Origin of the sequence: Cyanobium gracile UHCC 0281 (assembly GCF_034931305.1) — a bacterium.
Taxonomy (GTDB): domain Bacteria; phylum Cyanobacteriota; class Cyanobacteriia; order PCC-6307; family Cyanobiaceae; genus Cyanobium; species Cyanobium gracile_A.
This window is the reverse complement of record NZ_JAYGHY010000071.1, coordinates 1-12,108: the sequence shown is the minus strand read 5'-3', so window position 1 is coordinate 12,108 and position 12,108 is coordinate 1. Positions and strand designations below refer to the sequence as shown.

Below are 12,108 nucleotides of genomic sequence, written 5' to 3'. Positions count from 1 at the left end.
CGACCTTGGCCTTGAACTCGGGGCTATGGGTGCGGCGTTTGCTCATGGGTGGGAGCCCCCTCTCAGGGGAGGTGCCCCGCCTCACAGGTTAACGATGGGCCCTGTCCAGAAAACCCAGACCACCTCACCATGCGACGAAAGAGAATCATCTGGAGGCGGCTCAGGTGCATGGCATTGTTAGGCCAGGGTAATGCCAGATCTTGGTGATCCGAAAAGACTGAGTGTCACTCTTCGGAATGGACGCTCCTTGCCTATTCGCCTTTCAGGACTTCGTAGATATCCCGCACCAGTGCCATTAGTAAAGACAATGCCCTTGGGTTTTACGCCAAGGTGAATAGGCCACCTCGGCGGAGCTGGATAGACTGCCTCCATATGCACCATCATCTCGCCTTGCTCACGAGCCTCCTCAGGCTCAACTACTCTATAGAAATCGTGATCGCCCTCACTTCGATCAAAGATCATTGTGTGAATACGATGTCGAGCGGGCGGGCGCCTATCAGCTATCTTTGCGAATTCTATGCCGACTTCAGAGCCATAGTGATTCTCTTGGAAGAACAAATTAGCCCTACAGTTTGACATCTGATGCTGATTGTACGCCCGTGCATCATCGGCCGCCTTCAGGCTGCACCAGCCTTTCTTGTCCCGCACTGTGTAAATATTCCGATCGAAGCCCAAGAAAAGAATTGAAGGCGTAAGCGGGAGGACCATGATATTGCCGCTCTGGCTTAAGCCAAACGACTTACCTAGACGCGGCAAGCATTCAAGGTACAAGCGATTAGTCAAAATCGCGGGATCGTCTGATGTGATAAATGGTGCCCTGCTCTCGTTGCGAACTAAGCATGTAGACATATCATCCATAATATCTATATTCTCGACAAACGTTCGCATCGCATGTAGAACTGCTCTCTTGATTTCAGCTCTGTATTCGACACCTGATAGTCCCATGGCGTCAGTTGCGGCATTTAAAACTTCTACCGAGCGCTGAGATGCAGCTTCGGTTCTTAAATACTGGAACAGCCAGAACCTGCGCAGCAAGGCACTATCTTCATCAGTTAGGGCGTACGAATCCTGGGTGATGCGTCGCAACACTTCAGAATAACTGCGCTCTAGTAGTTGAATTGCGGCTTCTAACTCCGCATCAGATCCATAGAAATAGTCTCTCGAGCACTGATGACGCGCGGAAACCAGCGGAATTACTCTTCTGCGGTCAGTGTTAAATAGATTAATGCGAACTCCGTCTCCATGCTCCGTGAAGGCGCGAAGATAACATCGCGGAACGTAATGTTGATTCTTGTTCGAGGCCACCTACAACGACCTATGTCTTCGGAGTATACGCATTTTGACCATGGCCTAACGCCGCCCCTGAGTGGCAGGCATAGAACTCGGGCTTGCACAAAAGGGATCTGGTGGTGGCCTGCCCACTCGAGGGGCTTGTTAGCTAGTCGCAGAAATAGCCTGGAATTAACCTGAAGAAATGCAAAGCTCAAAAAGACTAACTTAGGTTAGCCTGAGCGTTTAGAGCCGACCAGCTTTACTCCCAAAAGTACAGCCGAGCCAATCGATGCTATAGCCAAAAACTGTGGGCCGACAGCAAGACTAGCGGCAAGGCCCCCAGCTATAGCAATACCCTGGAGCCTACGTTTATTTGTTTGCTTGCGATACCAAGTCTCTAGATAATCAAAGGCCTGCGTAGTCTTAGGGTCCAACTTAGTACTCCGAATGATGAGGAATTGATGACTTGATCGCCAATATGTTGCCATTATCTGTCTCAAGCGCCATTACGTCATGCACAATTCCATCCGTTGCAGGGAGAGTGGCCAAACGTTTTTCCTGTTTAATCATAAATCCTCTCCCGTCTGCTCTAAAACTTGCACCATGAGCCAATTGTCCATCGACCCATTCAGGGTTGATAAAACCACTTTGCTTGGCTTCTTCTTGTAATGGCGCAAGAAATCTCTTGGCTCCATCATTCTCAAGAATGGCAAGCCAGCCATCTTGAAAACCAACACAGGGAATCACTGCACCTCCATTGGTCAGCATGTATCGAGCAACGGGGCGACCATGTCTCTGTGCCATCCGAATGGGTGACCCATGGTCTGCATGGACCCAGTGCAGCTGCATTCGATCAAGAGCTGCTTTGTCATCAGCACTTAGTGCCTCTTGTGCCAAGGCCCCCATCGCACCACCTGCCAGCCCACCTAAAAGGTCGCCAATCTGAAAACCATCTCCCAATCCAAACATCATCCCAACCGCAGCCCCGGCAAATCGCCAAAGCCGCTGCTCGTCTTCTTGCTGTTTCTTCTTATGCTCAACCCAAAGGCGAATAAACTCTTGCGCTGGGAAGGTGACAATGTTATGGAGGCTTAAATTGTCAATCAGCCTTGGTTCTATGGGGTGAACCAATCCAGCATTTCTCAGAATCGGGAGAAACTCAGCCATCGTCCTAGCCCAAGTCGATTAAGTCGTCGACTTCTGTATTGTTGCCATGCGGGTCAGGATCAAAGTTACCTATGTCTAGTCCGGGGTGGTGATTTCCAGAATCAAAACAATCTAAAAGAATGTCCGGACGGGCAGCGTCAAAGTTGACATTATCAAATTCGATTCCGTTTGGCACACCACGAAGGTATGGCGAAACCCAAGTTCCATCGTCTGTGAAATACCCATTGACAATTTGGTAGCCACTCATACAAGACAGAGCAATTATTTCTGAGCATAGCAACTCTGCCCTGGATCTGCCTATGCGCTTCCTCCGAACCAGCTAACGCTCAAGATCAGAAGCGGGCGAGCTAACTTTGGCATTGCCGACTTCCTCCGCTCCCGTCTTCTGTATCTTGATGTTAGAAGGTCCACTCATCGGTAGACATCTCTTCTGTGGCCAACCTTTACAACTTCGACAACACGCGCCTGATCATCGACGGAGTAAATGACCCTATAGTTGCCTTGGCGGACACGATAACGGTTCGGCCTTCCCGCCAGCTTTTCAGACCCTGACGGTCTCGGTTGAGTGGCAAGTGACTTGATCCTATCAATCAATCGAGTGAGCGTCGCCTTGTCAGATATCGCCTGGATGAGGAGTTCATCGTTGGGCCGGGGGATGCGCTGGAAGTGCTCACCCCCGATGAGCACGACACCCTGATGACGTCTGGATCTCGCTTCGCCGTGGAGCTGGGGCGCGATGCGCGCTCGGTGTGGTCTCGGCGGCCGGGCGGGGCAAAGTGACTGAGGCCAAGCTGGGGAAACCCCATGAGGGTGCATCCAAGGATCGATATGTTCCATTCGGTTCTCCTTGGACTCCAGAGCATTCCATGCCATCGTGATGCTGACGCCCTTCCATCGTTGCGATGACCACTACTGGGCTTGGGCCTCAATTTCCTGTTTCGATACGACGCCATCACCGTTCTCATCGGTCATGTTGAAGGCCCGGCTATACATCCCGAAGCGTCGGATCCTGGGCGCCCTGCCGAGGCCCTGGTCTGCGTTGAGATTGACGAAGGTCTTGAATTCAGCGAAATCGAGTTGCTTGTCATGATTGGCGTCAGCCTTGAGGAAATTGGCCTGGGCCTGGGCGCGCTCGGATGTGGCGGTTGCCGGCAGTGCGAGCGCCATCCACAGGGCCGTTGCCGAGGCAAGACGGGTGGCGAAAGACCGTTTGGTGTTCATGGTGTTAACTCCGATGGGATTGGCTGAGGTTGGCCGTTGGATGGCGGCAGCCGCTGATGACGACCGATCGATCGACGATGGCTTTGGATGCGAACTCAAACGATTAGGCGGAATGTTGTCCAGCACCTGGGGGCCCAAACAGGATGGAAAGCCGTTGTTTCCAGCCGGACTTCGCTGCCCTGAACTCAGCGAACATGGCCAGCCACTCGCCAAACACGATCTTGAAAGGATTGAGCGTTCTGGCTTGGCCGGCAAGTCCGTAGCAGAGCGTTTCCTTGGCCGGCTGCTCCGTGAAGGTGCCGAAGAGCCGGTCAAAGACAATCAGTGTCCCACCAAAATTCTTGTCGAGGCAAGTTTCGTTGCAGGCATGGTGGAGCCGGTGATGGGACGGGCTGTTCAAGATCCATTCCAGGAACCCAAGGTATGGCAGCCACTCGGAATGGATGAAGAACTGGTAGCCGAGGTTGAGGCTGAGAGCGATCACAATGGCGATCGGGTGGAACCCAATCAGAGCCAGTGGGACATAAATAAGATAGTGACCGGATAATCCCGCCGTCCATCCGAGCCGAATGCCAGCGGTCAGATTGATCCGGGTGGAGGAGTGGTGCACCGCGTGGGTCGCCCACAACCAGCGCACCTGGTGGGAGGCGCGGTGATGCCAATAGTAGACAAACTCCACGATCACAAAGAACGCGATCCAGGCCACTGGCGATGCCAGATCAATGTCGAAAAGTCGATGGTTGTAGGCCAGGAAGAGGGGCACCGAGACGACTGCGGCCTCCATCGTCCGGATGATCTGGTGGCCGAAGGCGATCACGAAGGACGCTGCGGTTTCATCGATGTCATGGGTGTCGACACGGGCGAGGCGGCTGGCGGTGTACTCCAGTGCCATGAGCCCGATGACGATGGCGAGTAACAGGGGCCCCAATGCAGTGCGGGCGGCTGCAATCGGACTGGGATCAACCATGGGATTTTCCACGTGGTGCGAGGTGGCCACACCAAGAAGGTAAGAGGCCAACTTGACGGGGGTTTTTCCGTGTGGATGCGTTTTGCGGAGATTTGTGGCCAGACTTTGTCAGTTTGTGCATGAGCCACACCAACGCCTGCCGAACGGCTACAGAGGGTGCACCTCGCCGAGCCTGGGGATGGGCGCAGAGCCAACCAAGATCCTTGTGGTCGATGATGATGACGATATCCGAGGGCTCCTCATCGGCGTCCTGAGCGAGGAGGGGTTTGCTGCCAGGGGCGTTCCCGATGCGGGACGCATGGACGCCGCCATCGCGCTCGAGCGACCCGACCTCGTCATCCTCGATCTGATGCTCCCCGGTGAGGACGGCCTGTCGATCTGCCGGCGGCTGCGCGCGGCCTCGTCGATTCCCGTGATCATGCTCACGGCCCGAAGTGCCGAAGTCGATCGCATCGTCGGACTCGAACTCGGTGCCGATGACTATGTGACGAAGCCGTTCTCCAAAAGGGAACTGGTGGCCCGGATTCGATCCGTGTTGCGCCGTGGCGGGCCGCCGGCCGGACGCAACCCACCTCAGGAGGTGCTCCAGTTCAATCAATACACGGTCCATGTGAATGCGCGACGTCTTTCCGATTCATCAGGACATGACATTGCACTGACCAGCGCTGAATTTGATTTGCTTGTCTGCTTCGTTCAGGCACCCCAGCGTGTGCTTTCGAGGGATCTGCTGCTCGAGAAGGTCCATCAGCGCCGTGGGGATCCCTTTGACCGGTCCATCGATACCTTGGTGTCGCGGCTGCGGAAGAAGATCGAAGCGGCCAGCGACAACGAACGGCTCATCGCCACGATCCGAAGTCATGGCTATCTGTTCACGCCAACGGTGCAGGTCGTGCCGGGATGAAAACGTCCCTTGTCGTTCGCCTTGGCCTGACCCTTGTGGTCACACTGCTCACGATCTCCGTGATGGCTGCGGCCTATGTGTTGCGGCGGTCGCCCATCAATGCGCAGGCAACGATCCCCTCGCCGGCCAAGGTGGCGGCGATGGCTGATCTGCTCGATGGGCTCTCCGACGAGGCGCGGGCGAAGATCCTGCCGGCGCTGTCGACTCCGACCCTCGAAGTCACGCTCGAACCCCATCCAGGGTCCGCGCTCAGCCCTGCGGCGCCGGAAGACCGGCCACTGCGCGAGCTCGCAGCTGCCTACCGGGCGGCGATGCCTAACCGTGCCATCGGGCTGGACGTCTGGCGACCCGGGCGGCCGATGGACGGCCTGCCATCGCTGCTGCGCAGCGCCGAGGCAAGACGCGTTCTGAGCACCACTTTGGACCGCAACACGCTGCTCGTTCTGCGATCCCGGGAGCTGTTTCCGGTGACCAATCTCGGCTTACCCCTCGGTTTCGGCGCCGGGCTGCTGGGGACGATCTTCGCCACGCTGATGCTGGTGTTCCTGTTGCGTCAGATCCGTCCGCTGGAAGAGCTGGCGCGTGCCGTCGACAGCATTGATCTGAATGCTGACCCCCAGCCAATCCGGGACGTGAGGTCAGCGGCGCCGGAGATCCGCGCCCTCGTGGGAGCCTTCAACCGGCAACAGGAGCGGCTGTCGCGGCTGTTGCAGGCGCGCCTTGCCCTTGTCGGCGGTCTCCAGCACGATGTCAGGACATTGGCCACCAAGGTAAGGCTGCGCTTGGAGAACGCGCCCACCTCCCAGGGTCTGGACCATGCCATGTCAGACCTCGACGACATGGTTCGCCTGCTGGATGATGCCCTGCTTGCCACCCAAGGTACCGAGACAGCGACGGAGGATGGGCTCGAACTGGTCGACATCCACGCCTTGCTGAGCCTGGAACTTGAGGCTCGACCGGATCGCTGCGTCAGCCTCGACGGGGTTGGGGACGGGCCGACGCCTCGGCTCTATGTGCTTGGGAACCGCCTCGCCCTGCGTCGGGTTTTTGCCAACCTGATCGATAACGCGCTCAAGCACGGTCACCAGGCGCGGATCGGGGTGGCCGGGACGCCGCCTGATCGGGTCGTGGTGACCATTGATGACCGCGGGCCCGGCATTCCAGCGGCGATGCGTGACTGGGTGCGCGAGCCGTTCGTGCGGCTTGAGCGTTCGCGGGCGCGAACGACCGGCGGCTCCGGACTTGGCCTCGCCATTGTCAGCAACCTCCTGGCCCGTCACCATGGCCACTTCACGATTGCGGACGCACCAGGCGGCGGTGCAAGGGTCACCGTGGAACTGCCGCGGTTCCGGGCTGATCGGGCTTGAGGCCCACGGTGGTCGGGCGCCATCTGCAGTGAGCACGCCCAGGGCACTCCAGCGCCTCGCTTCGTTTGGCTCAGGCCTCGCCCGTCTTCACCCCACTGGACTTTACGTGTACCCCGAATGCTCAACCAGTCCTCATGAGAACTTCCCTACCGGCCTGATTCTTTCAGGACCAGCCCAATGAAATGCAAGCGCCACACGCCCGATTAGATCCTCCCCAAGCTGCGCACCGCTGAGCAGCTCCTCAACCAGGTCCTGGTGAGGTATTTCTTTAACCGCTGATGGCTTAATAGAGAGGCTATAGTCAGCCACTATCTCTTAGGCTTGTGACAATCTCCTCGAAGCTAGAGCTTGACTCAGCTTGCCTTTGATCAGCGTCTTTCAAATTATCAGCATCTTCGGCAAATGTCATGCGCACCACTTCGTCGACTATGTCCGAAATTTAGCGGTTACATGCTGCAGCTCTTAGGCAGAGTGCACGATGTACTTCCCGTCGACTTTCGCGTCGAAGTAAATGGTGGCCCATTTTGTTTCATACATTCCTCAACCTTAGCGCTTTGACGTCAGAGCGTCAAGACGGCCAGGCTTCCTGCTTTTCTCTGATCCTTCTAACTCTTTATTGGACTGTTCCGATAACCACCCTCATGCCGAGTCAGCAGCGGCATAAGCACTCGCCCCAGTTCATGCAATTCCGCCAAAACCATCTCGGCACAACCGATTAGCCCATAGGCTCGGGCCCTAGCAAAGGATTTATGCGGACCCGATAACCAACTGTCCGCGCCGCTACAGAAGCCCCATTTCCCTACCAGCTGCCCCATCACCCTCGCACCCCCTCAAACCTTCGCCAGCGTCACCCGCTCAGGCTGGTGCTGGTACTTGCCCTGGCGGTCGTTGTAGGTGGTGGCGCAGGGGTCGCCCTCGAAGAACAGCAGCTGGCAGATGCCCTCGCTGGCGTAGATGCGGCAGTCGGCGCCGGAGGAGTTACTGAACTCCAGGGTGAGGTGGCCCTCCCAGCCGGCTTCTGCCGGGGTGGTGTTCACGATGATGCCCAGCCGCGCGTAGGTGCTCTTGCCCAGGCAGATCACGGTGATGTTCGACGGCACCTTCATCTTCTCCAGCGCTACACCCAGCCCGTAGGAATGGGCCGGCAGGATGAAGTAATCGCCGTCCTCGTCGCTGTGCATCGGCGCCGGCTCCAGGTTCGCCGGGTTGAACCGCTTCGGGTTCATCACCGTGCCCGGTACATGGCGGAAGATCAGGAACTCCTTCGGCGACAGCCGCAGGTCGTACCCGTACGACGAACACCCGAAGCTCAGCACAGGCCCGCTGCGGGCCTCCGGATCCAGGTGGCGCACCAGCGTCGGCTGGAACGGCTCCAGCATGCCGCCGGCAGCCTGTTCGTTGATCCAGTGGTCGTTCTTGAGCATGGCGTCAGCCGCCGCGGCGCAACTGGGTGACCTGATCGGCCATCGCCATCAGGCTGGCCGGCATCGAGGGGCCCGTCAGGATGACATCCAGATGGGCCGGCCGCTGCTCAAGCGCCTCGATCACCGCCTCAGCACTCAAATAGCCCAGGGCCACCGCCAGCCCCAGCTCATCGAGCACCAGCAGATCCAGGTCGCCCTTCAGCAGCCGCTGGCGGCTCACCTCCCACACCTCCGCCACAGCCTCGAGCGCCTCCTCGGCCGTGGCCCCCTCCGGCCCCTGGGACCCCGGCGGCCCATCGAGGCAATGGGGCGTGCCCGGCCGCAGCCACTCCAGCCGGCCGCACAGCCGCAGGCTGCCGGCCGGCCCCTGCTCCACGCCCCCCTTGAGGAACTGGCTCACCAGCACCCGGCTGCCGAGCCCGGCGCTGCGCAGGGCTTGGCTGAACACCGCCGCGAAGCTGCCCCGGAACGGCGCCGTGTGGATCTGCAGCAACCCCTCCGGCTGGCTCACCAGTCGCAGCGGGGCCGCCAGCGGTGGCACCAGGGCCACAGGGCGATGGGGGTGGGTGGTGTCGATGAGGCTGGCGGTCATGGACACCCCAAGGAAGCGTTGGTGTGAAGGGTCCGGACGGCTAGCCCCAGCCCCTCACCTCCCGAATGTAGCGGCCTCTGCCGGCTCGGCACACCATCGGTAGTGGCTCGGAACAGACGTACCACTGGCGCCGCCTACGCTGCCGCTTCCCTGCCAAAGCCCGCGTGCCCACTCCCCGCAACGACGGCCGCCGCGCCGACGAGCTGCGCCCCGTGGGCCTCGAATGGGACCCGATGGGCTTCGCGCTCAGCTCGGTGTTCTTCTCGGCTGGCCGCACCCGCGTGCTCTGCAGCGTCTGCCTCGATCCCGAGGTGCCCCGCTGGCGGCGAGGCTCGGGCAGCGGCTGGCTCAGCGCCGAATACCGCCTGCTGCCGGCCTCCACCCCCAGCCGCCAGGGCCGCGAACTGATGAAGCTCTCCGGCCGCACCCAGGAGATCCAGCGGCTGATCGGCCGCAGCTTGCGGGCCTCCCTCGATCTGGAGGCCCTCGGCGAGCGCACCCTGCTGGTCGACTGCGACGTGCTCCAGGCCGATGCCGGCACCCGCACCGCCTCGATCACCGGCGCCTGGGTGGCCCTGGCCGCCGCCCTCGAGCGCCTGCAGCAGCAGGGCGTGCTGGCCGCCTCACCATTGCGCCAGCAGGTGTCGGCCGTGTCGGTGGGCCTGGTCGATGGCCAGGCCCTGCTGGATCTCGACTACTCCGAGGATTCCCGCGCCGAGGTTGACCTCAACGTGGTCATGGACGAGCAGGGCCGGCTGCTGGAGATCCAGGGCACCGCCGAAGGCGCCCCCTTCCCCCGTGCCCGCCTCGACGCCCTGCTGGATCTGGCCGAACCGGGCCTGCGCGCCCTGCAGGAGGCCCAGCGCCAGGCCCTGGCTGTGGCGCCGGCCGGGCCCAGTGTGGTGGCGGCCACACGCACGACCGGCTAAAGAGTGTCATTGGCTACATGGATCGGCCAGGCCGATCCATAAGTTCCTAACCATTCGCCACGCCTTAATGGTCGGCGCCACGCGTGGCTTCAGCCGCTACCCCAGCAGCCCATCCAGCGGATCCCCCGGCGCCGTGACCCCCATGGGCGCCCCGGGGGCCACCACCGTCACCCTGCTGGAGGTGATCCGGGGTCTGGCCGGCAGCAGCCTCGAGACCATCGAGCGCGGCAAGACGATCTTCTTCCCCGGCGACCCCGCCGAGCGCGTCTACCTGCTGCGTCGCGGTGCCGTGCGCCTCTCACGCGTCTATGAGTCCGGCGAGGAGATCACCGTGACCCTGCTGCGCGAGAACAGCCTCTTCGGGGTGCTCTCCCTGCTCACCGGCCAGCGCTCCGACCGCTTCTATCACGCCATCGCCTTCACCCGGGTGGAGATGGTCACCGCCCCGGCCACCTCGGTGCGGCGGGCGATTGAGCAGGACGCCAGCGTCGGGCTGCTGCTGCTGCAGGGACTCTCCTCCCGCATCCTCCAGACCGAAACCATGATCGAAACCCTCACCCACCGGGACATGTCCTCCCGGCTGGTGAGCTTCCTTCTTGTGCTCTGCCGTGACTTCGGCGTGCCCGGCAGCGAGGGGATCACCATCGACCTGCGCCTCTCCCACCAGGCCATCGCCGAAGCGATCGGCTCCACCCGCGTCACCATCACCCGCCTGCTGGGCGATCTGCGCAACGACGGCCTGGTCCAGATCGACCGCAAGAAGATCACCGTCTTCGATCCCATCGCTCTGGCCAAGCGATTCAGCTGAACGGGCGGCCCCTTCCGGGTGCCAGGCGACCACCGGCAGGGATACTTGGTGCACCGCAAAACCGAGGCGCAGACGGTGTCGGGTTGGCTGCTGATCCTGGCCCTTCTGGTGCTCGGCGGAGTGCTCTCCACCCTGGGCGACCGGCTCGGCAGCCGCGTGGGCAAGGCGCGCCTCAGCCTGTTCAACCTGCGGCCCCGCAAGACGGCCGTGGTGATCACCGTGCTCACCGGCAGCCTGATCAGCGCCGTCTCGCTGGCCCTGATGCTGCTGGTGAGCGAGCGCCTGCGGGTGGGGCTCTTCGAGCTCGACCAGATTCAGGATCGCCTGCGCGACAGCCGCGCCGCCCTGCAGCGCAACAAGGGTGAACTGCAACGCACCCGGGGCGAACTGGAGCGCAGCCGCCTTGATCTGACCACCGCCGAACGCCGCCGCGACCAGGCCCTGGCCAGCCAGCGCCGCGCCCAGAGCCAGCTGCTGGCCGCAGAACGCCGCGTCGACACCCTGCGCCGCGAACTGCAGCCCCTGCAGGCCGAGCGCGTCCGGCTGGAGGCCGAGCGGGCCCGGCTCACCAGGGAGGTGCGCGGCCGGGACGCGGAGATCCGCCGCACCGAAGCCGAGCTGGCCAGCGTGCGCCAGCGCATCGCCGCCGGTGCCAAGGAACTCAAGGACCTCGAAACCAACGTCATCGCCCTGCGCCGCGGTGATGTGGTGATCGCCAGCGGCCAGCCCCTGGCCACCGCCAAGGTGCAGCTGCAGCGCCCCGAGCAGGCCCGGCAGGTGATCGATGCCCTGCTGCAGGAGTCCAACCGGGCGGCGTTCCAGCTGCTGCTGCCCGGCCAGGCCCCCAACCGCCAGATCCTGCTGGTGCCCCGCAGCGACATCACCCGGCTGGAATCCCTGCTCGGCACCCCGGGGACCTGGGTGGTCAGCATCCGCTCGGCCGCCAACGTGCTGCGGGGCGAGGCCCAGGTGCTCGCCTTCCCCGACCTGCGCCCCAACCGCCAGGTGGTGGAGCAGGGGGAGGTGCTCTCCCGCACCGCCCTCGAACCCGACGTGCGCGAGCTCGATGCCGTGCGCAGCCGCCTCAACCTGCTGCTGGCCGCCGCCTTCGCCAAGGTCCAGCGCCAGGGCACCCTCGCCAACGGCCTCCAGTTCGATACCGCCAGCCTCAACGCCCTCGCCCGCGAACTCAGCGAGCGGCCCGCCGGTGTCACCGCCAACCTGGAGGCGGTGGCCAGCCAGAACGCCGACACCCCTGACCCGATCAGCGTGGAACTGCGCTGGGTCCGCAAGGACGCCGGCACCCGCCCCGTGCGGCCATGACCGCCGCGCCCGGCCCCCTGGCCGGCCTCGATCCCGGTCGCAGCAAGTGCGGCCTGGTGCTCACCGACCCCGAGCGCCGGGAGATCCGCCAGGCCCTCGTGCTGCCCCCCGAAGCGGCCTGGCAGCGCCTGCAGGAC

12 protein-coding genes are annotated in these 12,108 nt (G+C 61.7%); 5 read left to right on the top strand and 7 right to left on the bottom strand.

Features of this window, described 5'->3' with window-relative positions:
• Positions 1–177 precede the first annotated feature (177 nt).
• The 5 genes from VB739_RS14820 to VB739_RS14805 form a co-directional block, all read right to left on the bottom strand.
• A complete protein-coding gene (locus tag VB739_RS14820) occupies positions 178–1,305 on the bottom strand; it encodes a DUF4238 domain-containing protein (RefSeq protein WP_323357801.1) in 1,128 nt (375 codons plus the stop codon).
• A gap of 402 nt (positions 1,306–1,707) precedes the next feature.
• Positions 1,708–2,439 carry a hypothetical protein gene (locus tag VB739_RS14815; RefSeq protein ID WP_323357800.1) on the bottom strand — a complete coding sequence of 244 codons (732 nt, stop codon included), beginning with the start codon at positions 2,437–2,439 and terminating at the stop codon, positions 1,708–1,710.
• A gap of 411 nt (positions 2,440–2,850) precedes the next feature.
• Positions 2,851–3,255, bottom strand: a complete 405-nt coding sequence (locus VB739_RS16715) for a type II toxin-antitoxin system RelE family toxin (protein WP_416233346.1) — start codon at positions 3,253–3,255, stop codon at positions 2,851–2,853.
• Between the two features lie 93 nt (positions 3,256–3,348).
• Entirely contained in the window at positions 3,349–3,660 is a 312-nt protein-coding gene (locus tag VB739_RS14810; protein ID WP_323357799.1) for a hypothetical protein, read from the bottom strand.
• A gap of 103 nt (positions 3,661–3,763) precedes the next feature.
• Entirely contained in the window at positions 3,764–4,627 is an 864-nt protein-coding gene (locus tag VB739_RS14805; RefSeq protein WP_323357798.1) for a sterol desaturase family protein, read from the bottom strand.
• A 178-nt stretch (positions 4,628–4,805) separates the two neighbouring features.
• Here VB739_RS14805 and VB739_RS14800 point away from each other — a divergent pair, with 178 nt between their 5' ends.
• Together VB739_RS14800 and VB739_RS14795 are read left to right on the top strand one after the other, a co-directional pair.
• Positions 4,806–5,528, top strand: a complete 723-nt coding sequence (locus VB739_RS14800; protein WP_323357797.1) for a response regulator — start codon at positions 4,806–4,808, stop codon at positions 5,526–5,528.
• On the top strand, positions 5,525–6,895 hold the full coding sequence (locus VB739_RS14795; RefSeq protein WP_323357796.1) for a HAMP domain-containing sensor histidine kinase: 1,371 nt from the start codon (positions 5,525–5,527) through the stop codon (positions 6,893–6,895). Before VB739_RS14800 ends, VB739_RS14795 begins: the two co-directional genes overlap by 4 nt.
• Before the next feature lie 830 nt (positions 6,896–7,725).
• Here VB739_RS14795 and dcd read toward each other — a convergent pair.
• Entirely contained in the window at positions 7,726–8,319 is a 594-nt protein-coding gene (dcd, locus tag VB739_RS14790; RefSeq protein ID WP_323357795.1) for a dCTP deaminase, read from the bottom strand.
• A gap of 4 nt (positions 8,320–8,323) precedes the next feature.
• Positions 8,324–8,911 carry a cob(I)yrinic acid a,c-diamide adenosyltransferase gene (locus VB739_RS14785; RefSeq protein WP_323357794.1) on the bottom strand — a complete coding sequence of 196 codons (588 nt, stop codon included), beginning with the start codon at positions 8,909–8,911 and terminating at the stop codon, positions 8,324–8,326.
• A 164-nt stretch (positions 8,912–9,075) separates the two neighbouring features.
• Between VB739_RS14785 and rph the strand changes: the two genes are divergently transcribed.
• The 3 genes from rph (at position 9,076) to VB739_RS14770 (ending at position 11,971) form a co-directional block, all read left to right on the top strand.
• Positions 9,076–9,840, top strand: a complete 765-nt coding sequence (gene rph, locus VB739_RS14780) for a ribonuclease PH (RefSeq protein WP_323357793.1) — start codon at positions 9,076–9,078, stop codon at positions 9,838–9,840.
• A gap of 142 nt (positions 9,841–9,982) precedes the next feature.
• Positions 9,983–10,648 carry a global nitrogen regulator NtcA gene (gene ntcA / locus VB739_RS14775; RefSeq protein ID WP_416233345.1) on the top strand — a complete coding sequence of 222 codons (666 nt, stop codon included), beginning with the start codon at positions 9,983–9,985 and terminating at the stop codon, positions 10,646–10,648.
• Positions 10,649–10,723: 75 nt separating this feature from the next.
• On the top strand, positions 10,724–11,971 hold the full coding sequence (locus tag VB739_RS14770; protein WP_323357802.1) for a DUF3084 domain-containing protein: 1,248 nt from the start codon (positions 10,724–10,726) through the stop codon (positions 11,969–11,971).
• Positions 11,972–12,108 lie beyond the last annotated feature (137 nt).